We start from the raw sequence: 22,353 nt of genomic DNA on the forward strand, positions 1-22,353 counted from the left end.
CCCCGGGTGGGCCAATCTTCCCGGCCCAGGGGGCGCGACCGATCGGGTCACGATGGTTAGGCTTCCTCGCCATGACGGTCCTAGGGCAACTTGTACGCGGATTGCTTGTCGTCGTCGGTCTTGCGCTGCAGGTCCTCGTCGGCCTCCAGATGTTCCTCTCGATCGACTTCGGCCCCGCCGAGCTGACCTCCGAACAGCGGGATCTCTATCCCTGGATCGGCCTGGGCTTCGAGATCGCGGCGGGTGCGCTGGCGATCGGTGCGGTCGCGGGTGCGATCCGCCGCCGCGGGCGGGCAGAGGTCGTTCCGTACGACAGGACCACCGAACGACCCGCACCGCAGGAACGTGCCGAGGCTGGCATGACGGAGACCACCAGGTTCCCCGCGCCCGCCGCCGGCACCGAGGCGGACGCCGCGGAGGCCAGCGGTGCGGTGGCGCAGGACCGGTGGCCGGCGGACGGTGACCAGCCTCCGCCCGCACAGGCGATCGGCGGAGCACAGTGGCAGGACCGGGCTGAGTCGGGACGGCCGAGCTACGGCGAGCCAGTGCAGTCGGGTGGGAGCGAACCGGTCGGACAGCGGTACGGCGACGCCGGGCGTGCGGACGCGAGCCCCTCGTGGTCGGGAGCCGAGCAGCCCTCCGACGCCGGACGGGGTGTGGGCGAATGGTCCCGGCGTGGGCAGGGTGTCGGCGAGTGGCTCCAGTCGGATCAGCGCCGAGTCGGTGAGTGGTCCTCCGGCCAGCCGGCCGCTCAACCGGCCGCCGAGTGGCCGGCGCGGGCGGGCCAGTCGGGTCAGGCGGGCCAGGCGGGCCAGTCAGGTCAGGCGGGTCAGGTAGGCCAGTCAGGTCAGGCGGGTCAGGTAGGCCAGTCAGGTCAGGCGGGTCAGGCGGGTCAGGTGGGGCAGCAGGGCGGCGTGGCCTGGCAGGCCCACCCACCCGCGCCGGCAGGGTGGCCAGCGCAGCAGAGCGGCGGTGCGTGGACGAGCCAGCCCGGCCAGCAGGGTGCCGTCGCCGAGTGGCCGAACCAGCCAGCGCAGCAGAGCGTCGCCGAGTGGAGTCAGACCACCACGCAGCAGGCGGCGGGTGAGTCCCACCAGACCGCAGGCGAGTGGCCGAACCAGTCCGGTCAGCAGAGCGGCGGGGCCTGGTCCACCCAGCCAACGACACAGCCCGTCGCCGAGTGGCCGAACCAGCCAGCGCAGCAGAGCGTCGCCGAGTGGAGTCAGACCACCACCCAGCAGACGGCGGGTGACTCGCAGCAAACCGCAGGCGAGTGGCCGAGTCAGTCGGGTCAGCAGGGTGCGCCCGCTGAGTGGACGAGCCAGCCTGGTCAGCAACCGGCCACGTCCGGGTGGTCCGACGATGCCGCCAGCAAGGAAACGTCCGACCTCCCCGACGAGGCGTCCCGTTCCGGTGTCGGTGACTGGTTCTCCGAGCCGCCGCGGCCGATCGCGAGCGACCCTCCCACCGAGGCGCGTCCAGCCGTCGAGTGGACGAGCGATCCGGCCCGCCATGGACTCGGCGACTGGCCAGGCGAGTGGCCATTCGACCGACCCGGCGACCGACCCGGCGATGGGCCCGACCAGCAGGCCGATCGCCCCACCGATGGGCCCGGAGACCACCAAGGTGAGGCCGTACGTGACGATCGCACGGGCGAACGCAGTACCGGCCAGCAGGGCAATGGCTCGGGCGAATCACCTCGGTACTGACCAGATCCGGTCACAGGTCCGGCGGTGTCACCGGTCACAGGGGTCCGCCACGTGGCGTCAACGCCCTTACTCGGTTGACGTGTTGGCTTACTCTTGTTGGGTCATCTGTTGACCTGACCGGATCGTCGGGGAGGGGTCTCGCGCACAGATCCGGCAGCAGTTCACTTCGGCCTGACAGCGCAGTCAGCCATGACGGCGCAGTCGACCGACAGCGCAGTCCACTGATACCCGGTGAGGAGCGGCCTGCCCGACGATGCCATCAGATAGACCGGCGCTCGGCGCCCACCAGTCAGAAAGTCCAGATCCAGGAAGCCAAGACCCAGACAGTTCAGATCCAAACAGTTCCGAGGGCCAGCCAGCCACACCGCCAGGTGGCAGACGCCGTTTCGCCGGCGTGACCAATCTGTGGCGGCTTCGTTCGTACCTCCGTCCCTACACCGGGCGCCTGGTCCTGATGCTCCTCGCGGCCCTTGTCGGTGTCGGCGCGAGCTTGTCGATCCCCCTGGTCACGAAGGAGATCATCGACGGTCCCATCGCCCACCGGGAAGTCACCGGACTGATCCTGCTCGGTCTCCTCGCCGCCGGCCTCGGTATCACCGAGGCGTTCCTGATCTTCGTCCGGCGGTGGATCCAGTCCCGCGCGGTCCTGGGTCTCGAGACGCAGATCCGCGACGACCTCTACGCCCACCTGCAGCGGTTGCCGATGGCGTTCCACGGCGGCTGGCAGAGCGGTCAGCTGTTGTCGCGGGCGACGACGGACCTGTCGGTGATCCGGCGGTTCCTCGGGTTCGGTGTCCTGTTCCTCATCACCAACATCGTGCAGCTCAGTGTCGTCGCCGTGCTGCTCTTCCGGATGTACTGGCCACTCGGCCTCGTCGTCGCGGCGTCGGCCATCCCGATCGTCATCGCTTCCGGACGGTTCGAACGCCGCTACATCCGGATCTCCCGCCAGGTGCAGGACGAGCAGGGTGACCTCGCCACGGTCATCGAGGAGGGTGCCGTCGGCATCCGGGTGATCAAGTCGTTCGGACGACGGCACCACGTCTACGACACGTTCGACGAGGGTGCCTGCAACGTCTACGCCACCTCGATGGAGAAGGTCCGGCTCTCGTCCCGGTTCTGGACCGTGCTCGGGTTCGTTCCCAACGTCACCCTCGCCTTGGTCCTGCTGCTCGGCGCGCTCGCGGTGGGGCGGGGCGCGCTGACGCTGGGAGCCCTCGTCGCGTTCACCACCCTGATGCTCCAGCTGGTGTGGCCGATCGCGTCGATGGGCCACATCCTGGCGATGGCGCAGGAGGCGATGACCGCCGCCGACCGGGTGATGGAGGTGCTCGACACCGAGCCCACGATCGCCGGCGGCACCAAGGAGGTCGCGCGCCTCAGGGGGCACCTGCGTTTCGAGGGCGTCGGGTTCCACTTCCCTGACGACAAGACTCCGGTCCTGCGAGATGTCTGGCTCGACGTTCAGCCGGGCGAAACCCTTGCAGTGGTGGGCGCCACGGGCTCGGGCAAGACGACGTTGACGGCACTTGTGCCGCGGCTCTACGACGTCACGGCGGGCCGGATCACCGTGGACCGTCACGACATCCGCGATCTCACCTTGCCGACCCTCCGGTCGGTCGTCGCCACGGCGTTCGAGGAGCCGACGTTGTTCTCCATGAGCGTGCGGGAGAACCTCACGCTCGGCCGGTCGGACGCGACGGACGACGAGATCGCCCAGGCGCTCGAGGTCGCGCAGGCGACGTTCGTCTACAACCTGCCCTGGGGACTCGACACCCGGATCGGCGAGCAGGGCATGTCACTGTCCGGTGGGCAGCGGCAGCGGCTCGCGTTGGCCCGCGCGGTGTTGACCAAGCCGAAGGTGCTCGTCCTCGACGACACGTTGTCCGCCCTCGACGTCGAGACCGAGGCGTTGGTGGAGGAGGCGTTGCGGAAGGTACTCGAGCACGCGACCGGCATCGTCGTCGCGCACCGCGCGTCGACGGTTCTGCTGGCCGACAAGGTAGCGCTGTTGCAGAACGGCACGATCACTCACGTCGGCACCCACCACGAGCTCCTCGACCAGGTGCCCGAGTATCGCGAACTGCTCGGCCAGGACGCCGATCTCGACGCCGAGGAGGTGATGTCGTGACCGCATCCTCGACCGAGGCGACCGACCGGACCGATCAGGACCGCAGGCACGGCGGCAACGGCGACGACGGCCGTACGGACGGGTCGGACTGGCGCGGCGTCGCCGCGGAGCAGCAGGACGAGATCACCGAGAAGGTGTCTCTACTCCTGCGCGAACGTTCCCGCCGGCTGCTGGGCGACCTGCTGCGGCCACACAAGAAGCTGATCTTCGCGCTGATCGCGATCGTCATCGCCGAAAACGCTGCCCGGCTGGCGATTCCGTACCTCGTGAAGGTCGGGATCGACCGCGGTATTCCGCCCATCCTCGCCAGTGAGGGCGCGCGGACGCTGATCACGGTCGTCGCCGTCATCCTCGTCGCGGCGATCGGTCAGGCGCTTGCGCGACAGGCCTTCCTGCAACTGTCCGGTCGCATCGGTCAGGACATCCTGCTGGAGCTGCGCCGGCGGGTCTTCAACCACTTCCAGAAGCTGTCGCTGCGGTTCCACGAGAAGTACACCTCGGGTCGGGTGATCTCCCGCCTGACCTCCGACATCGACGCGATCTACGAGCTGCTCCAGTCCGGCTTCGACGGCCTGGTCTCCGCGGTGCTCACGCTCATCGGTACCGCGATCCTGCTGCTGGTGCTCGATGTCCACCTCGGCCTGGTGGCGTTGATCCCGATCCCGATCCTGTTCCTCTTCACCCAGTGGTTCCGCAAGCAGTCCAGCATCGCGTACCGGCGTACGCGGGAGACCGTCGCGGCGGTCATCGTGCACTTCGTCGAGTCGATGAACGGGATCCGCGCGGTGCAGGCGTTCCGTCGCGAGCCGCGGAACCAGGAGATCTTCGAGGAGGTCAACGAGGCCTACCGGGACGCCAACATGCGCGGCATGCGGCTGATCGCGGTCTTCATGCCGGGCATCAAGCTGATCGGCAACCTCACCGTGGCCGCGGTCTTGCTGTACGGCGGTTGGCTGGCGTTCCACGACGCCGTGACGGTCGGCGTGCTGACGGCGTTCCTGCTCTACCTGCGGCAGTTCTACGAGCCCATGCAGGAGATCAGCCAGTTCTACAACACATTCCAGTCGGCGAGTGCGGCACTGGAGAAGCTGTCGGGTGTGCTCGAGGAACAGTCGGACGTGCCCGAGCCGACTCATCCGGTGCCGCTGCCGCGGGCCAAGGGCACGGTGCACTTCGACGGTGTGGAGTTCGGCTACAAGGCCGAGAGGCCGGAGGGTGAAGCGCAGGAGGAGCACTTGGTGCTCCCGCATCTCGACCTGCGCGTGCCGGCCGGGCAGACGGTGGCACTGGTGGGCGCGACGGGTGCCGGCAAGACGACGCTGGCGAAGCTGCTGTCGCGGTTCTACGACCCCATCCGCGGCAGGGTCACGCTCGACGGTGTCGACCTCCGCAATCTCGACGAGGCGACGTTCCGGCGGGCGGTCGTCATGGTGACGCAGGAGAACTTCCTGTTCACCGGCACGGTCGCCGACAACATCCGCTTCGGCCGGCCGAGCGCCTCGATGAAGGACATCGTTCACGCCACAAGGGCGATTGGCGCCGACGAGTTCATCACCAGCCTGCCGGACGGCTACGATACCGAGGTCGGCAAGCGCGGGGGCCGGCTGTCGGCAGGGCAGCGGCAGTTGGTGGCGTTCGCGCGGGCGTTCCTGGCCGATCCGGCCGTCCTCATCCTCGACGAGGCGACGTCCAGTCTCGACGTTCCCAGCGAACGACTGGTGCAGCGGGCACTGCGTACCATCCTCGCCGACCGGACGGCGCTGATCATCGCGCACCGGCTCTCCACGGTGGAGATCGCCGACCGGGTGTTGGTGATGGAAGGCGGTCGGATCGTCGAGGACGGACCGCCGTCTGACCTGATTGCCGATTCCGGACGGTTCGCCGATCTGCATCAGGCGTGGTTGGACAGTCTCGCCTGAGTGCCTTCCTGCCGGTCCGGCGGCGCGCCATCGCTCGCCGGACCGGCCATATTTTCAGGCACGGTACGGCTTAATGTGCCGACGCAGAGTGAGGAATACCACTCTGTGGAACGCCGACCTGCCCGGCGGGCGGGCTGGACTGGAATTCGTCCACCAGACCCGGGTACGGTCAGTTACCGATAAGTCCGTCCAGGGGCTGGCCGGACTGCAGGTGGAAACGTCGCGCGTCGACCCACTACGAGGGTCGGAAGAGGCGCAGACGCCGGCCGGACTGCGGCGAAGGCGCCAAGCATGCCGCGGTCGAACGCCCCTAGTGCTCCGCCGTGCTGGCCTTGGACGCCGTGCAGTGGCGCGCGACGAGAAGCGATGAGGGAGCTAGTGCCCGCCGTACGTGCCGAAAAGCTCTACAAAGTGTTCGGACGTCGCGCTGACGATGCCGTCCGCCTCCTCGAACAAGGAAAGGACAAGGAGTCCGTCGGCAAGCTTGGCGTCACACCCGCTGTCATTGACGCGTCCTTCGAAGTCGAGCCCGGTGAGATCTTCGTCGTCATGGGGTTGTCCGGCTCCGGCAAGTCGACGCTCATCCGGATGCTGAACGGACTGCTCGAGCCCACGTCGGGTGCGGTCTACATCGACGAGACCAAGCTCACCGGCCTGCCGAGCAAGGAGCTTCGCGCGCTCCGGCAGGAGAAGGTCAGCATGGTCTTCCAGCACTTCGCGTTGCTGCCGCACCGCACCGTGCTCGAGAACGCCGCGTACGGCCTGGAGATTCGTCAGCTGCCGAAGGCGGAGCGGCTCGAGCGCGCCAACAACGCACTCGAGATGGTCGGCCTCACCGGATGGGAGAGCCACCTGCCGACCCAGCTCTCCGGCGGAATGCGGCAGCGCGTCGGACTCGCCCGAGCGCTCGCGGCTGGCACGGACGTGATGTTGATGGACGAGGCGTTCAGCGCACTCGACCCGCTGATCCGGCGGGAGATGCAGGACCAGCTGGTGGAACTCCAGGCTAGGTTGGGAAAAACCATCATCTTCATCACCCACGATCTCAACGAGGCCATGCGGTTGGGTGACCGGATCGCGATGATGCGCGACGGGCGGATCGTGCAGATCGGTACGTCAGAAGAGATCCTGCAGGACCCGGCGAACGACTATGTGGCGCAGTTCGTGCAAGATGTCGACCGTTCACGCGTACTGACGGCGAGTGCGGTGATGGAGCGGTCCGTCGCCGTCGTGGGCGCGCGCTCCGGACCGCGCCAGGCGCTGCGTACCATGCGCGAACAACAGGTGGCCGCGGCGTTCGTGGTCGACAGCGACCGGAAACTTGTGGGCGTCGTTCGTGACGCCGCCGTCGCCGAGGCGACCCGCCAGGGCACGGAGTCACTGACCAGTCTGATGGATCCCGAGGATGTCGTCGCCGTCTCACCCGACACGGTGGTGGCCGAACTCCTGACGCCATCCGCGGAGTGTCCGGTGCCGCTCGCGGTCGTCGACGAGGAGAAACGGTTGGTCGGAGTCATACCCCGTGTCACGTTGCTGCTCGCCCTCGGCGGCGGCGCAGGGGAGTCCGACGGGAGCAGTACGTCAGAGGATGCGGCGGAGCCGTCCTCGGTGTCCACCGAGGAGGTGCCGTCATGAACCTGGCCGCTGTCGAGATTCCCCGGATCCCCGTCGGTGAGGCCCTCGAGGCGGTCATCGACTGGTTGATCGCCACGTTCGGGGTGCTGCTCGATGCCATTGCCTCGGTGCTCGAGTGGACCTATGACGGGCTGACCACGTTCCTCCTCACCCCGACGATCATCGGGCTCGCGCTCCTGTTCGGTGTCATCGCCTTCGGCCTGCGGGGCTGGAAGATCGGCGTGGGCGCGTTCGCGGGGGCGGCTGTCCTTGGCTACCTCGCGGCGGTGACGAGCATCCCGCCGGTATTCGTCCTGTCGGTGACCTTCGCCCTCCTCGGCTTCGCCTTACGTGGCTGGAAGTTCGGTCTGTTCTCGCTCATCGGGTTTGTGCTGATCGGTGGAATGGACCTGTGGGACTCGTCGATGGAGACGTTGTCCCTGGTCCTGATCGCAAGCGCGTTGGCGGTCCTCCTGGCCGTCCCGGTCGGCATCCTCGCCGCGCGCAACGACACGGTGAGCCAGCTGATCAGGCCGGTCCTCGACGTGATGCAGACACTTCCCCCCTTCGTCTACCTGATTCCCGCGATCCTGATCTTCGGGGTCGGCCCGGTTCCCGGCGCCGTTGCGACCGTGATCTTCGCGATGGCACCAGGCGTGCGGTTGGTGGAGTTGGGCATCCGTCAGGTCGATCGTGAAGTTGTCGAGGCCGGCGAGGCGTTCGGCGCTTCACCGATGAAGATCCTCGCCCGGATCCAGCTTCCACTCGCCCTTCCGACGATCATGGCGGGCGTCAACCAGGTGATCATGCTCGCCCTGTCCATGGTCGTGATCGCCGGCCTGGTGGGTGCTGGTGGCCTTGGTGGCGATGTCTACTCCGCGATCTCCAACGCGCAGATCGGCGAGGGTTTCGAAGCCGGGATAGCGGTGGTGATCCTGGCGATCTATCTCGACCGCCTCACGGCGGCGCTGACGAGCCGCTCGGCGGTCGTCCGAGCGGCTGCGGCCGCCGGCGAACAATGACGTTCGCGGGCGTCCCAGGCGAGCAGGACGTGTTCGGTCCAGCACGATGCCTGAGCAATCCGAAGATGGGAAAGGACAGCTAACCGTGCAACGTGAATCGAAGATGAGACGCCTGACGATGCTGATCGCGGCGTTGCTCGCCTTTGGGCTGGTGACGGTGGGTTGCGGCACCATCGGGGGATCCGAAGGCGACACCGGTGACACCGGCGGAGGTAAGGCCGAGGAGCCCGCGGGCGAAAAGTCGATCAAGATCGGCTGGATTCCGTGGGACGAGGACGTCGTCGTCACCCACATGTGGAAGCAGGTGCTCGAGGAGAAGGGCTACGAGGTCGAACTGGTTCAGCTCGACCCCGGACCGATCTTCACCGGCCTGTCCAAGGGTGACATCGACCTCTTCCTCGACGGCTGGCTGCCGGTGACTCACCAGCCGTACTGGGAGAAGTACAGCGCGGACCTCGAGGACCTCGGGGTGTGGTACGACAACGCGAAGCTCGCCTTGGCCGTGCCGGACTACGTGAAGGCGAAGTCGATCGAGGACCTGAAGGGCAGTGCGGGCGAGTTCGACGGCCGGGTCGTCGGTATCGAAGCCGGTGCCGGACTGACCCGGGTCACCAAGGAGGAGGCGATCCCGCAGTACGGCCTCGAGGGTGAGTACGAGCTCGTGACATCGTCGACTCCGGCGATGCTCACCGAACTGCAGAAGGCGATCGACGCCAAGGACCCCGTCGTCGTGACTCTGTGGCGTCCGCACTGGGCGTACGCGAAACTGCCGATCCGCGACCTCGAGGACCCCAAGGGCGCGATGGGTAAGGCAGAAGAGATCCACGCGATCGGCCGGAAGGGCTTCAAGAAGGACTTCCCCGAGTTGGCCGGCTGGATGGCCAACTTCACGATGGACGACGAGAGCCTCGGCACGCTGGAGGACGTCGCCCTGAACCAGAACGAGGGGAATGAAGAAGAGGGCGTCACGGCCTGGATGGAAGACAACCCGGACTTCGTGACGAACCTGACGAAGTAGTTCTCCGGCTCCGGCCGGGTCATTGACGCGGACGCCCGGTGATCACCCGAGTGGTGGTCACCGGGCGCCGTCGTATCCGCACGGTGTTCCCGCCGTTCCTCGATGGGCAGGGCCGTTTCGCCTTCTTTTCGGCCCTTACGACAAAGGAGGCATTCCGTCCGACAGTCTTGGATTGATCTCGATAGCTGTGTAAACCTGGGCGGGTTCGTCCGCGGTCGGGGGAGATCTGTTCCGCAGTTTTCCAGCGCTATCCCGGACCGGAAGGCGAGCAGGTGCCCAGATCTCTCCCGCGCGGTGACTCCAGTCGGCACCCGCGGAATTCGGGGGTCCGCCGCCGGAAGCAGATGCGTACTCCCGTGATTTTCGGCATCGCCCTGGCGCTCATCCTGTTCGGCGCGGTCGGCGGCGGTGTGTACGTCCTCACCGGGTCGGCAGGGGGAAGTCCGCTGTGGGCGACGTACGCAGGCGAGCATGACGGCGACGCCCGCGCCAACGCCACGGCGCGGGCCTCCCGCGGCGACCGGCTCGACTTCCCCACTCCGGACGGGTTGCCTGACGCGGACACGTGGACCGCGGTGTCGGAGGCCAAGCGGGCGCGAGGTCACGCGCTCCAGGACCACGCCGACGACATGCGCGCCAAGGCCGAACTGGCCAGGAAACAGGCCGCGCAGGAGAAGCGGGAGGCCGCGGCCAAGGCCCGACGCACGGCCGAACGGCGGGCACAACGGGCCGCGCTGAGTGCCTCGCCCGCGCCGACACCGTCGATCTCGCCGAAGGTCGTGGAGACGGTGAGCGGGCTCGCCAGCTACTTCGGTGACGAGTCCGAGTACCAGCCGATGGCCTGCGGCGGCAACAGCCGGGATCTCACCGAGGGCGTCGCGTTGTGGGAGGTCCCCTGCGGGACGATGATCCGGATCACCAGCAAAGAGACGGGCAGGAGTGTGATCGCCCCGGTGCGCGACCGGGGTCCCGCCGAGTGGACGGGCGTCGCGATCGACCTGCTGCCTGACACCTGGGACGCGCTCGGGGTGCCCCGCAGTCAGGGCAAGCAGGAGGTCACCTACGAAGTGCTCGCCGACCAGGGCGATGCGCCCTGAGGAGGTGTGCGGCTGCCGGTGTGCCCGCGGCGGCGTGTCCATGATGTGAAACGCCCACGCCCGGGCGGGGCCTGGTGCGGACGCGGGTGGTCCAGCATTGGCCGAGAAGTACCCTGCCCGGTTGGCTGTTGCCCGCTCGTCCTGTCACAGTGGAGCGGGCGCGAGTTGTCCACGATCTGGTCAGGTGGGGAGATGGAGCTGCCGGCGACGTCATGTTCGGTGCTGTCAGCGACGCTGGCAGAACCCCTGGCGGGCACGGCGGCGGCGGCGCGGACGTGGATGTGCATCGAGCAGTCCGGGCCCTACGGCCCCGACGCCCTACGCGAATCCCACCTCGATCACGAGATCGGTACGGAGCTCGTCCGCCGCGCGGGCGGGACGGGCGTACGACTGCAACTGATCCGGCGGCCAGGGCGGCATGCCGACGAACACCCACCGACCGTCCGTCGGCAGGTCTTTCTCGCGCACACCCGGCCTGGCGCGACGTGGCTCGTCCATGGGCGCGTCGACGATCCTCGCGAGCTGCTCGACCTCGATCTCGATGCGCTCGGATCCGGCGTCCGCCCGTCGTTCGGACGTCTCGACGATCGCACGTTGCTCCTGGTCTGCACCAACGGCCGCCGCGACGTCTGCTGCGCTCTGCGTGGGAGGCCGATCGCCGCCGAGCTGGCAACCCGCCACGGCGAGCAGGTGTGGGAGACGACGCACACCGGTGGGCACAGGTTCGCGCCGACGGCGGTGGTGCTCCCCAGCGGGTACCTGTACGGCCGGCTGGATGCCGGTTTCGCGGATCGGCTGCTCACCGGCTCGGGTTCGGGCCAGATGGTGACCGAGCGCTGTCGTGGTCGATCGACGTGGAGTCCTGCCGGTCAGGTCGCCGAACTCGCGGTCCGCGCTCTGACGGGAGAAACCGGGACCGACGCGCTGGTCATCGACGACGAGTTGGTCGACGGCGCCGACTGGCGGGTGCGGGTGCGGGACAGCGCCCCGGATCGCGTGCCGGCCACCGAGGACGGCGGGGCGGCCGACCCGATCGGTAACGCGCCATCGGGACCTGCCCGCGCCTGGTGGGTGAGCGGGCGCGTCGAGACGCCCGAGCCGGAACGCCGCACCAGCTGCGCCAAGGCTCCCGTCATCCCTACCGTCAACCTCGCGACCGGGATCTCCGAGGGCGTGCCCAGTCCGCTCCCCGGCTGACGTCGTACCTCGGGTGTTCCTTCGGTGGGCGTACCCGCCGAAGTGTGTCCGCCCCTGATGACGAACGCGGAAATGTGTGTCCGACGTCCCTGGCTGGCCGTTCTGTGACGTATGGAACCTATTGACCGGATACCGGAGTGGGTATACAGAATGTCCTCAAAGGGTGGGCGGTGGGATGAACGAGCGGACCAGGCGCGTCGGCAGAATGACCCGGAGGACCCTGCTGAGTTCCAGTGCCTCCGCGGCCGCTGCACTGACCCTGACCGGGTGTGACCTCCTCTCGACAGACCCGGGGGGCAACGGATCAGGGCGGGGTGGTCGGAGGCGGAATGGTGCCAAGGAAGCGCCTGCTCTGGTCGACCTGGTCCGAGGAGGGAAACTCCCGCCCCTGAAGGACCGTCTTCCGAAGACTCCCCTCGTCGTCCGCCCGGTCGAGCGGGTGGGGGTGTACGGAGGGACGTGGCACACCGCGCTGGTCGGCAGCGACGACGCCGCGTGGATGGAAAGGCTGCAGCACTACGGTGGCCTGCTTCGTTACAGCAGGGACTGGCGCGGCGTGGTCCCGGATGTCGCCGAGTCCTACGACGTCAATGACGACAAGACCGAGTACGTCTTCCACCTGCGGGAAGGTATGAAGTGGTCAGACGGCTCACCGTTCACCGCAGACGACGTGACGTTCTGGTTCGACGACGTCTTCATGAACGATGAGCTCACTCCCACCAAGTCGCCGCTCCTGCTCAGCGCAGGGAAGCCGCCCACGGTCGAGAAGGTCGACGACCATGCCGTGGCCTTCCGATACCAGATCTCCCATGGTCTCCTAGCCCGCTATCTGGCCGGGGGAAACGGCCTGGAGCTGATCAACAAGCCTCGCCACTATCTTGAGCAGTTCCACCAGAAATATGCCCCGGACACGATCGACCGGAAAGTCAGGGACGCGGGATTCGAGGACTGGGTCGCACTCTTTCTCGATCGCGCCGACTGGTCGCTGAACCCGGACCTTCCCACCCTCAGCCCGTGGACGCTGGAAACGCCGTACGACGGCAGTGGGACTCGCGTCGTCGCGAAGCGCAATCCGTATTACTGGAAGGTCGATCCCGAAGGCAACCAACTCCCCTACCTCGACGGGATCGAGTACCAAGTCCTGCAGACGCCCGAGGTGGTCCTGCTCAAGGCGCTCGGTGGTGAGTTGGACATGCACAGCAGGCACATCAACATCGCCGAGAACAAGCCCGTGCTCGCTCGGGATCGGGAGAAGGGCAACTACAGATTCTTCGATCTCCTTCCAGATCCGATGAACACGGCACTTCTGATGCTCAACGTGACTCATACCGACGCCGTCAAGAGGAGTGTGTTCGGGAACAGGGAATTTCGGATCGGGCTCTCCCATGCGTTGAACCGCCAGGAGATCATCGCCGCGATCTACCGGCGGCAAGGTGAGCCATGGCAGAGCTCGCCACGGCGCGAAACCGGGTTCTACAACGAGAAGCTCGCGAAGCAGTTCATCTCCTACGACGTCGATCTCGCCAACGATTACCTCGACCGCGCCGGGTACAGCGGTAAGGACGGGGACGGTTTCCGCCTCGGCCCCGACGGCGAGCGGATCAGAATCCTGTTCGACGTCGCGTCGGAGGGAAATGACGGACCGGAGTTTCCACAGGTTGCCGAGTTCGTCGGGCGCTACTGGCGCGATGTCGGAGTCGACACCGTAGTCAAGACCGTGTCCCCGTCGCTCGTCGAGGCCAAGCGGGAGGCGAACGAACAGGACGTTTCGATGGTGCTGGCGTTCGGCGGGACCAATGTGGTCATGGATCCTCGCGCGTACTTCCCCCAGAGCGGCAACGAGTATGCCGGCCCGTGGGTGGAGTGGTACGAATCCCGCGGCGCATCGGGCGAGCGGCCGCCTGACTGGGTCCGGCGGCAGATGGCTCTGTACGACCAGCTGCAGACGACGGTGGGCGAGGACGATCAGGCGAACCTGATGAAGGAGATCCTCGCCATCGCGGCCGAGGAGTTCGCCTTCATCGGGATCAATCTTCCCGCCAAGGGCTACGGCATCGTGCGAAATGACTTCCACAACGTGCCGAAGGAGATCCACTCGAGCACCGGCGCGTGGTTCCCTGATCCCGGCCCCACCGACCCGTGCCAGTACTTCACCACGAGGACCTGAGGCATCGAACCACGAGGGAGGACCTGAGGGACGGAGAAGTTCGTGTGGCGGTCGACAAGCCCCGCCCGTTCAGAGGAGGGCGGACTCGAGGACGGAGCGGTGCTCGCCGACCCAGGCGTACGCCTCCTGAATCGCCTTGACGTGCCCTGCTGACCGGAGCCGCTCCATCGCCGGATCGCCGGCGTCGGCCCGCTCGTCGATGCCTCGCCAGCAGCGGTCCTGCCACCACAGGATCGTCTCGACGAGCGCACGCCGGTCCCGCGTCCGTAGCGCGTAGGTGTCGGCGACCAGGCCGATCAGCCGCGCCGGGCCGTTGGGACTCGCGCGCCCCGGCCCGAGGTCGAGAAACTGCCAACACACGTGGGCGACGTCGTGGATCCGCCGGCCGGGTGCGGCGAAGTCCCAGTCGATGAAGGCGTACGGACGCAGGCCGGCGCCGTCGTCGCGATAGACGGTGTTCCTGGGTGACAGGTCGTTGTGACAGACCACCTCGCCGTCCTCCGCCAGTGGCGTACCGGCGGTCAGGTCGTGGAACTGCCGGACCAGTTTGGCCACCCGGGTCAGGCTGTCCTCGGACCAGACCGCCGGAGGTTGTGCCGGCTGCCACGCGACGTGACCGGACAGATAGGTCAGCGTCTGCCGCCCTTCCTCGTCGACGCCGAGGTAGCGGGGCGCCGCCGGCCAGCCGTGGCGGGCGAAGAGCCGGAGGACGTCGTGGATGTAGGCCGCGCGCGCCGGCATCGGTCGGCGTACCGTCTCGCCGATGCGTACGACGTCGTTCACCATGCCACCTGCGAGGCGCTCCCCGGTCACGCGACGCTGGCGACTCATGTGCCCAGCCTGCCCGGGTGTACGCCGACCTGCCAGCATCGGGTTGCCGCGCGCCATGTGTGGCCCCTGGTCCAACGGGCGTGTGCGTGAAGGTGCCCCTGGGGCAACGGGCGCTTGCGTGAGGGTGCCTCTGATCCAATAGGCACGCGCTCCAACAGGCACGCCGCGCGAGCTCCGGTCTTGCAGGCCGAACGGCAAGATCCACGAGACGCGGCAATCCCCACGAAACCCGGTGAATCTGCCGCGCCTCGTTGGGAATGATCACCCATAGGCGATCATTCCTGCGCACGAAGGCGGCCGGGTCGGGCGACTTCTGGGCTGATCCGCCGGGGAAGGGGCAAGCTGGATTCATGACCGAGGAGGCGTACGTCTTCGATGCGATCCGCACACCACGAGGCCGGGGGAAGCGGGGCGCGCTGCACAGCGTGAAACCGGTGACCCTCGCGTCAGGGGTGCTGGAGGCGCTGCGGGTGCGTTCCGAACTCGACACCGAACGCGTGGACGATGTGGTCTTCGGCATCGTCACGCCGGTGGGTGAGCAGGGGGCCGACCTGGCTCGTACCGCGGTGCTGATGGCCGGCTGGGACCTCAGGGTCCCCGGTACCCAGCTAAACCGGTTCTGCGCGTCCGGTCTCGAAGCCGTCAACCTGGCCGCACAGAAGGTCAGGTCGGGCTTCGACGATCTCGTCGTGGCCGGCGGTGTCGAGTCGATGTCGCGGGTGCCGATGGGTTCCGACGGCGGCGCGTGGTTCATCGACCCGGAGACCAACCTCGCCACCGGATTCGTACCCCAGGGCGTGAGCGCCGACCTGCTCGCCACCCTGGAGGGTTTCACCCGCGACGACGTGGACGCCTATGCCGCCGAGTCCCAGCACCGGGCGACGGTCGCTCGCGACAAGGGCTACTTCGACCGGTCGCTGGTCCCGGTCGTCGACCACAACGGCATGCTGCTGCTCGACCATGACGAGGCGATCCGCCCCGAGACCACGGTCGAGACTCTGGGCGGCCTCAAGCCCAGCTTCGCCGACCTCGGCGCGCTCGGTTTCGACGCCGTGGCGATCGACCGCTATCCGAGCGTCGAACGCATCAACCACGTCCACACGGCGGGCAACTCCTCCCAGATCGTGGACGGGGCGGCGGCTGTCCTCATCGGCGGCGAACGCGTCGGCGCGGACCTCGGCATCGCCCCGCGGGCCCGGATCGTGAGCGCGGCCGCGGTAGGGACCGATCCCACCATCATGCTGGTCGGTCCCGCCCCAGCCGCCCGCAAGGCGCTTGACAAGGCGGGGTTGACGGTCGGTGACATCGACCTGTTCGAGGTCAACGAGGCGTTCGCCGGGGTGGTGCTGCGGTTCATGCGGGAGTTGGACGTCTCACCCGAGATCGTCAACGTCAACGGTGGTGCCATCGCGCTCGGCCACCCGCTCGGAGCGACGGGCGCGATGTTGCTCGGCACGCTGCTCGACGAGCTCGAACGACGGGACCTCCGCCGTGGACTCGTGACGCTCTGCGTGGGTGGTGGCATGGGCGTCGCCACGATCATCGAACGTCTCTGACGCCGACGCAACCGACCGACGCCGGAACCCGCCGAGGTGCTGATCCCCGCGGTGTGGGCTCCGCCTGGACCGGACTCAGCGGCGCGTCTTGATCACTTCGTAGAGTGCCGTCCAGTCCTTGGCGCCGTGGCCAGCGGCGATGGCGCGCTCGTAGTGTGACCTGACCGCCTTCGGCAGCGCGACGTCGACGCCGGAGTTCTCGCTTGTGCGCAGGATGTGGTCAGCCGTGGCGCCCATCATCTGGGCCGTGCTCAGCTCGCCAGGGTGCTCACCTGCTTCCAGCCGGCGGGCGAGTTCACGACCGTCGCCGATCATCGCCGGAATGTCGGTGAGGGTGGTCAGCGCGCCGGGCAGGAACTCGGCTGCCGGTATTCCGGCAGCGGTGACGAGCGCCGTGGCGTGGAGCAGGCTCGACAGCGCGGTGAGGAACACGTCGAGGTGGGCCTGGTAGAAGAGCTGGGCCAGGCCCGGGTCCTCGCCGAGGTACTTGGGTGCGCCGATCCGGCTCAGCACTGGTACGTGGACGTCGAACACCTCCGTGGGTCCGCTGTAGAACACGTACGCCTCTGGCGTGCCGATCGCGGGAGCAGGCACCATCACGCCACCCGTCACGAAGCTGGCTCCATGCCTGGCGGCCCATTCCGCCGCCTCGCGGGAGGCGTCAGGCGTGTCGGAGCTGAGGTTGACGATGACGCTGCCGGCCAGCACGCCGACGTACTCCTGATCGTCGACGGCCGGGCCGAGGATGTCGTACATCGCCTGGTAGTCGGTGAGGCTGAGGATGGTCAACTCGCTGGCCGCGACGGCCGCTGCCGGAGTGAGCGCCAGCAGCGCACCCGCGGCGACGAGTGCGTCGGCACGGCTCGGAGTGCGGTTCCACAACGTGACCCGGTGCCCAGCCTCGAGCAGCGCGCCGGCCATCGCCCGCCCCATCGGGCCGAGCCCGATGACGGTCACCGGTGAGGGCGTGTCGGTGCTCATGCGGTGCTCCTCAGCTCCTCGAAAATGCGTGCGAAGCCCTGCTCGCCGAATCCAGTGTCGATCTGCCGACGGATGAGGTCGTGCACAGGCTTCAGTACCTCGAGGCTCACGCCCTGATCGATGCTCGCCCGCATGATGTCGCCGAGGTCGGAGAACTCCAGGCTCTGTTGGCCCTCGCCGGTGTAATCCTTGGCGTCGATGATTGCGGCGGTCTCCGCGAACGACCCGGTCATGGCGGTGAGAAACGGCGTCGCTCTGTCGGCGAACTCCTTCGCCGACACTCCCTCCGAGCCGACCATGGCCGCACCGTGCATGAAGCCGGCGAACATCACGTACATGCTGGAGAGCATCGCCAGGTCATACAGCGAGGCCATGCCGGCGTCGGTCCCGAAGTAGGTGGCCTCGCCCCACAGTTCGAGCAGTGTCCGGTGCTCGTCGAAAGCGGCAGTCGAACCGCTGTAGAGGATCGCCGACCCCGGGCCGCCGATCATCTGCGGAACGGCCATGATCCCGCCGTCGAGGTAGTCGACGCCGTGGTCGGCGGCCCAGGCGGCCAGCTCGCGAGCATCGTTCGGTGTCGTGGTGGTCAGGTTGATCAACGTACGCCCGGACAGGCCGGCGGCGACCGGATCGAGAACGTCATGGACGGATTGGTGGTCGAAGAGGCAGGCGACGATCACTCCGCCGCCGGCGAGCGCCTCCTTGACGGTGCCGGCAACCGCGGCGCCGCGCTCGCCGAGGGCCTGCGCCCGCTGCGGCGTACGGTTCCACACCACCGCGGGCCGCCCGGAGTCGAGCACGGCCCTCACAAGCGCGCTGCCCATCGCTCCCAATCCCAGGAACGTGGTTCTGGTTGTCATCGGTTTTCCTTCGGACTGCTTGGTTCGGATCGGTACGCCTGGCCTCATCCTTCGTCGCTACATTCCGCTTGACAAGTACTCACTATTTTGTTCAATACTTACTGTTTCGTAAGTATTGAAGCCCGCCGTGGAAACAGGCGTGGTGAGGCAGGAGGATCTGATGACGTCGAGGACGCGACGTGGCCCGTACGTCTGCGGAATCGATGCCGCGATGGACGTGGTGTCGGGAAAGTGGAAGTCGCTGATCCTGTGGGAGTTGAACAACTACGGCACCCGCCGGTTCGGCGAGCTGAAGCGTGGCCTGCCAGGTGTCAGCGAGAAGATGCTCATCCAGCACCTCCGCGAGATGGAGGAAGACGGGCTGATCCACCGCGAGGTCTATCGTGAGGTCCCGCCGAGGGTGGAGTACTCCCTCACCGAGCACGGCAGCTCCCTCAACGACGCCCTTGGCCCCCTTGGCGTCTGGGGCTCCGCACGAGTCAAGCGCCTCGCCGCGGACGCATCACCGGCACCGGCGTAACCGTCACCGGGACCCGCCACGGACGGGCGCCGGCTCGTCGCCGAACTCCGCCTGCAGCCGGGCCAGCTCGGCCTCCAGCTCGCGGCGGACCGCGGCGTACGCCGGATCGTCGTGGACGCTCCGCAGCTCGGCCGGATCGTTCTCGAGGTCGAACAATTCCCACTCAGGAGCCGTACGCCGGTCAGACGTGCCGGCCAGACCGAGCCCGTCGCCGTAGTAGTAGATGAGCTTGTACCGCTGCGTGCGTACGCCATAGTGCGCGACCACGTGATGGGAGCCGTCGTCGTGCTCCCAGTAGCGGTAGTAGACCGACTGCCTCCAGTCGGCAGGCCGCTCACCACGCAGCAGCGGGCGCAGGCTCCGCCCCTGCATGCGCGGGAGGGGATCCAGGCCGGCATAGTCGAGGAACGTCTGCGCGAAGTCGATGTTGAGCGCCATCGCGTCCGTGGTCGATCCGGCCGGGATCTCGCGCGGGTAACGGATCATCAGCGGCATCAGCAACGACTCGTCGTACATGAAGCGTTTGTCGTACCACCCGTGGTCGCCGAGGAAGAACCCCTGGTCGGAGGTGTAGACGACGAGGGTGTTCTCGGCGAGGCCCTCCTCGTCGAGCGCGTCCAGCACCCTGCCGATGTTCTCGTCGACCGACACCACACACCGCAGGTAGTCCTGCATGTAGCGCTGGTACGCCCACTTCGTGCGCTCGCGGCCCTCCAGCCCGGGCGGATAGGGCTGCTTGACGTCGCGTTCGTTGAGGTCATGGCTGATGCGCATCTTCGCCTCGCGGGCGGCCCTGCTGTGGCCGGCGTGGTCGTCCCACAGGGTCGGCGGCTCGGGGACCCCTTCTTTGAACAACTCTGCGTGCTTGGTGTCCGGATCCCAGCTGCGGTGGGGCGCCTTGTGGTGCAGCAGGAGGCAGAACGGCCGGTCGCGGTCCCGCTCGGTCAGGCGTTCCAGCGCCAGGTCGGTGAGGACCGTCGTCGTGTAGCCCGCCACCTGGCGCCGGCGGCCGCCTTCCGACAGCAGCTCGGGATCCCAGTACGGACCCTGGTCCTCCAGCACCTCCCAGTAGTCGAAACCCTGCGGGTCGTGGATGCCGCCATGGCCGAGATGCCACTTTCCGACCAGCCACGTCTGGTAGCCGGCGTCGCGCAGCATCGACACGAACGTCGGCTGGCGTGCGTCGAAGTGGGTCGACAACGTGCTGACGCCGTTGACGTGGCTGTAGGTCCCGGTCAGGATCGACGCCCGGCTCGGCGCGCACAGCGCATTCGTGCAGTACATCGCGTCGAACCGCATGCCCTCCGCCGCGATCCGGTCCATGCTCGGCGTCTGGAGCAACTCACTGCCGTACGCCGAAATGGCGTGGGCGGCGTGGTCGTCGGTCACGATGAACACGATGTTCGGCCGGTCGTCGGTCACTGGCTCTCCCTTGCTGAGGTTGCGGGGCGTGGGCGCGGGCGCGGGTCAGTCTCGGGGTAGTGCTGGCAAATGGCGCAGGCATGCTCAGCGTGGTCATTCGCGGCCGGGAGGCCGAGGTGTCTCGACGGTCAGAGGTGCGCTGGTCTCGACCCGGGCGGTGCCCGCCGCGTCGACCTCGACGGTCAGCGCGTGCCCCGCCACCCGCAGGCCCTCCACCCGCAGCGGGAACCAGTCGGCGAACTCGGCAGACGGTGCGACCCGGAGCACCCCGCGCGGGACGTCGGCCTCCAGACCGAGCGCCGCCTGAAGCATTGCGATCGCCGCGGCCGCCGACCAGGCCTGGGGACGGCATGCGGCCGGATAGGCGAGCACCGGCTCGTCGCGGCGGGCGTTCGTACCCGCGAAGAGCTCCGGCAGGCGGTACGCGAAGTCCGGCGCGGCCCGGACGAGACCCGCCGCCAGCGACGCTGCGGCCCGCGCGTGACCGTCTCTCGCCAGGCCCAGGATGGCGATCGCGGTGTCGTGCGGCCAGACCGTGCCGGCGTGGTAGCCGAGCGGGTTGAAGCCGGCGACGTCGGCGGTCATCGTCCGCAGCCCGTAGCCGCAGTCGAGATCGTCCGTACGCATCCGCGCCGCCACGCTCGCGGCCTCGCCGGCGTCGAGGATGCCGGTGCCGAGCAGGTGCCCGAGGTTGGACGTCGCCGTCGCGACCGGGCGCTTCGCGCCGTCCAGGGCGAGGGCGGGGAAGGTGCCGCGCGGGTCCGACACCCAGAAGGTGGTACGAAAGCGCTCCCGCAGCGCCGTCGCCCACTCCCGCATCCGGTCACCGCCCGGACGGCCGAACGCCTCCAGCAGGTGGGCCCCCGCGATCGCCGCCTCGTAGGCGTACGCCTGGGCTTCACACAGCGCGATCGACGGCTCGGCGATCGTGCCGTCCGGGAACTGGATCGAGTCGCCGGAGTCCTTCCAGCCCTGGTTGGCGAGGCCGTGGCCGCTCTCGTCGACGTACTCACAGAATCCGTCGCCGTCGGCGTCGGCGTCGGTACGCAACCAGCCGAGTGCGGCCTCCAGCGGATCGAGCAGGTCGGTGACGGCGCCGTCGTCGAGACCCCAGCGCCAGGCGTCGTGGAGCAGGCAGATCCACAAGGGGGTGGCGTCGACGGTGCCGAAGTACACGGGAGGGAGGCTGCCGACGCTGGCCTGCTCCATGCGTACCTCGTGGAGGATCTTGCCCGGCGCCTCAGCCGTGTCGACGTCGTGGCGGGTGCCCTGGCGACGGGCCAACGTACGCAGGGTGCCGCGGGCGAGGTCGGTGCCGAGCGGCAGCGTGAGGCGGGCGGCCCAGAGCGAGTCCCGCCCGAACAACGTGAAGAACCACGGGCTCCCAGCCGCCAGGAACGCATCGCCTGGCGCCTCCGGGTCGGCGAGGGCGAGGCCAGCGAGATCGGCGACGCTCTGGTCGACCAACCGGGTGAGGGCGGCCGGACCGGAGACGCTGAGCGGCTCCCAGCCGGGAGTGCCGGGCCCGAAGGTGTTCGCCGGGAGGGCGTCCTCGGTCGCGGTCAGGGAGTACGTCACCGACCACGTGGACCGGGCCGGCACCGTCACCCGCCAACTCCAGACCGGCCGTACGTCCCCCACCGGTGCGACGCCGGCGTGCGCGGTTTCGCCACCCTCGGTGCGCAGAGTTACCTCACCCATGCTGTCCGACCAGACCACGGCGTCGTCGCGGACCTCGGAGGGTGAGCGGAGGGCGGGCGTGTCGCCGCGGCGTACGACGTTCATCGGGGCCAGGTCGACCGCGGCCGTCACGCGGACGGTGGCGTCGACCGGGACGCGGGCGTTGTTGGCCAGGGTCAGTACCTCGTCGATCCCGTCGGGCCGGAGCCGCCGCTGCCGATCCAGGCGTACGGTCGGATCGGCTCCGTCGTCGCCGAGGTGTCGGATGACGCCGGTGAAGCGGGCGAGTCCCGCGCCGGCGAGACTGTGACCGACCGGGGCCGGCTCGTGCCCGTCGACGTCGACGACGAGTTCGGACAGGATTCTCCGGTCGTGCCGGATCACTCCCTGAACGCCGCCCGCACGGATCTGCCCGTCGGGCCCGGACAGAGCAACGCTGGGGGCGCACACGCAGCTCACCAGCTCGTGCAGGAAGGGTTGAGCCACCGGATTCTCCTCCGTCAGTCCGTCAGTCCGTCAGAGTGTCGGGCGGTGCAGTCGGAACCGGAGTGCGGCTGCGAGCGGTGGGACGCCTGCTGGACCACCGAGGGACCGGACGGCACTGTCCGGCAGCCTGGCAGCCTTCCTAC

Annotated in this window: 16 protein-coding genes; 11 read left to right on the plus strand and 5 right to left on the minus strand. The window is 68.1% G+C overall.

Features of this window, described 5'->3' with window-relative positions; all coding sequences use genetic code 11:
• Window positions 1-71: 71 nt before the first annotated feature.
• The 9 genes from ABN028_RS07820 to ABN028_RS07860 all read left to right on the plus strand — a co-directional run bounded on the left by ABN028_RS07820 (window position 72) and on the right by ABN028_RS07860 (window position 13,874).
• Window positions 72-1,709, plus strand: coding sequence for a hypothetical protein (locus ABN028_RS07820; RefSeq protein WP_349696122.1), 1,638 nt, complete (start codon window positions 72-74; stop codon window positions 1,707-1,709).
• Window positions 1,710-2,103: 394 nt separating this feature from the next.
• Window positions 2,104-3,840: an ABC transporter ATP-binding protein gene (locus tag ABN028_RS07825; protein ID WP_349696123.1), complete on the plus strand. Its 1,737-nt coding sequence runs from the start codon at window positions 2,104-2,106 to the stop codon at window positions 3,838-3,840.
• Window positions 3,837-5,759, plus strand: a complete 1,923-nt coding sequence (locus ABN028_RS07830; RefSeq protein ID WP_349328353.1) for an ABC transporter ATP-binding protein — start codon at window positions 3,837-3,839, stop codon at window positions 5,757-5,759. The genes ABN028_RS07825 and ABN028_RS07830 overlap by 4 nt, the downstream gene beginning before the upstream one ends.
• A gap of 366 nt (window positions 5,760-6,125) precedes the next feature.
• Window positions 6,126-7,394: a quaternary amine ABC transporter ATP-binding protein gene (locus ABN028_RS07835; RefSeq protein WP_349696124.1), complete on the plus strand. Its 1,269-nt coding sequence runs from the start codon at window positions 6,126-6,128 to the stop codon at window positions 7,392-7,394.
• Entirely contained in the window at window positions 7,391-8,395 is a 1,005-nt protein-coding gene (locus ABN028_RS07840; protein WP_349328351.1) for an ABC transporter permease, read from the plus strand. Before ABN028_RS07835 ends, ABN028_RS07840 begins: the two co-directional genes overlap by 4 nt.
• A 103-nt stretch (window positions 8,396-8,498) precedes the next feature.
• Window positions 8,499-9,413 (plus strand): glycine betaine ABC transporter substrate-binding protein, encoded by a 915-nt coding sequence (locus ABN028_RS07845; RefSeq protein WP_349328350.1) that lies wholly within the window; start codon window positions 8,499-8,501, stop codon window positions 9,411-9,413.
• A 344-nt stretch (window positions 9,414-9,757) separates the two neighbouring features.
• Window positions 9,758-10,510, plus strand: coding sequence for a septal ring lytic transglycosylase RlpA family protein (locus tag ABN028_RS07850; RefSeq protein ID WP_349696125.1), 753 nt, complete (start codon window positions 9,758-9,760; stop codon window positions 10,508-10,510).
• Window positions 10,511-10,702: 192 nt separating this feature from the next.
• Entirely contained in the window at window positions 10,703-11,707 is a 1,005-nt protein-coding gene (locus ABN028_RS07855; RefSeq protein WP_349696126.1) for a ferredoxin family protein, read from the plus strand.
• Window positions 11,708-12,146: 439 nt separating this feature from the next.
• On the plus strand, window positions 12,147-13,874 hold the full coding sequence (locus ABN028_RS07860) for an ABC transporter substrate-binding protein (RefSeq protein WP_349696127.1): 1,728 nt from the start codon (window positions 12,147-12,149) through the stop codon (window positions 13,872-13,874).
• A 69-nt stretch (window positions 13,875-13,943) separates the two neighbouring features.
• Here the strand turns inward: ABN028_RS07860 and ABN028_RS07865 are convergent, their stop codons facing one another.
• Window positions 13,944-14,705: a phosphotransferase gene (locus tag ABN028_RS07865; protein ID WP_349328346.1), complete on the minus strand. Its 762-nt coding sequence runs from the start codon at window positions 14,703-14,705 to the stop codon at window positions 13,944-13,946.
• A gap of 350 nt (window positions 14,706-15,055) precedes the next feature.
• Between ABN028_RS07865 and ABN028_RS07870 the strand changes: the two genes are divergently transcribed.
• Window positions 15,056-16,261 (plus strand): acetyl-CoA C-acetyltransferase, encoded by a 1,206-nt coding sequence (locus ABN028_RS07870; RefSeq protein WP_349696128.1) that lies wholly within the window; start codon window positions 15,056-15,058, stop codon window positions 16,259-16,261.
• Between the two features lie 75 nt (window positions 16,262-16,336).
• On the opposite strand, the gene ABN028_RS07875 is transcribed toward ABN028_RS07870, so the two are convergent.
• Both ABN028_RS07875 and ABN028_RS07880 read right to left on the minus strand, forming a co-directional pair.
• The gene (locus tag ABN028_RS07875) at window positions 16,337-17,242 is read right to left on the minus strand and encodes an NAD(P)-dependent oxidoreductase (protein ID WP_349696129.1); all 906 of its coding nucleotides are present in this window, start codon (window positions 17,240-17,242) and stop codon (window positions 16,337-16,339) included.
• Window positions 17,239-18,102 (minus strand): NAD(P)-dependent oxidoreductase, encoded by an 864-nt coding sequence (locus tag ABN028_RS07880; protein ID WP_349696130.1) that lies wholly within the window; start codon window positions 18,100-18,102, stop codon window positions 17,239-17,241. The genes ABN028_RS07875 and ABN028_RS07880 overlap by 4 nt, the downstream gene beginning before the upstream one ends.
• A gap of 160 nt (window positions 18,103-18,262) precedes the next feature.
• Between ABN028_RS07880 and ABN028_RS07885 the strand changes: the two genes are divergently transcribed.
• The gene (locus ABN028_RS07885) at window positions 18,263-18,622 is read left to right on the plus strand and encodes a winged helix-turn-helix transcriptional regulator (protein WP_349696131.1); all 360 of its coding nucleotides are present in this window, start codon (window positions 18,263-18,265) and stop codon (window positions 18,620-18,622) included.
• Between the two features lie 3 nt (window positions 18,623-18,625).
• Here ABN028_RS07885 and ABN028_RS07890 read toward each other — a convergent pair whose 3' ends face one another.
• Together ABN028_RS07890 and ABN028_RS07895 are read right to left on the minus strand one after the other, a co-directional pair.
• Complete coding sequence (locus ABN028_RS07890; RefSeq protein WP_349696132.1) at window positions 18,626-20,044, minus strand: sulfatase family protein; 1,419 nt, start codon at window positions 20,042-20,044, stop codon at window positions 18,626-18,628.
• A 93-nt stretch (window positions 20,045-20,137) separates the two neighbouring features.
• A complete protein-coding gene (locus ABN028_RS07895; protein ID WP_349696133.1) occupies window positions 20,138-22,210 on the minus strand; it encodes an amylo-alpha-1,6-glucosidase in 2,073 nt (690 codons plus the stop codon).
• Window positions 22,211-22,353: the final 143 nt, after the last annotated feature.

The organism is Actinopolymorpha sp. B17G11 (assembly GCF_040196095.1).
Taxonomy (GTDB): Bacteria; Actinomycetota; Actinomycetes; order Propionibacteriales; family Actinopolymorphaceae; genus Thermasporomyces.

Coding starts and splice junctions, on each gene's coding strand:
- ABN028_RS07880 (WP_349696130.1), bottom strand. CDS start 18,102: ATGACAACCAGAACCACGTTCCTGGGATTGGGAGCGATGGGCAGCGCG.
- ABN028_RS07850 (WP_349696125.1), top strand. CDS start 9,758: ATGCGTACTCCCGTGATTTTCGGCATCGCCCTGGCGCTCATCCTGTTC.
- ABN028_RS07875 (WP_349696129.1), bottom strand. CDS start 17,242: ATGAGCACCGACACGCCCTCACCGGTGACCGTCATCGGGCTCGGCCCG.
- ABN028_RS07840 (WP_349328351.1), top strand. CDS start 7,391: ATGAACCTGGCCGCTGTCGAGATTCCCCGGATCCCCGTCGGTGAGGCC.
- ABN028_RS07820 (WP_349696122.1), top strand. CDS start 72: ATGACGGTCCTAGGGCAACTTGTACGCGGATTGCTTGTCGTCGTCGGT.
- ABN028_RS07885 (WP_349696131.1), top strand. CDS start 18,263: ATGACGTCGAGGACGCGACGTGGCCCGTACGTCTGCGGAATCGATGCC.
- ABN028_RS07865 (WP_349328346.1), bottom strand. CDS start 14,705: ATGAGTCGCCAGCGTCGCGTGACCGGGGAGCGCCTCGCAGGTGGCATG.
- ABN028_RS07855 (WP_349696126.1), top strand. CDS start 10,703: ATGGAGCTGCCGGCGACGTCATGTTCGGTGCTGTCAGCGACGCTGGCA.
- ABN028_RS07870 (WP_349696128.1), top strand. CDS start 15,056: ATGACCGAGGAGGCGTACGTCTTCGATGCGATCCGCACACCACGAGGC.
- ABN028_RS07845 (WP_349328350.1), top strand. CDS start 8,499: ATGAGACGCCTGACGATGCTGATCGCGGCGTTGCTCGCCTTTGGGCTG.
- ABN028_RS07835 (WP_349696124.1), top strand. CDS start 6,126: ATGAGGGAGCTAGTGCCCGCCGTACGTGCCGAAAAGCTCTACAAAGTG.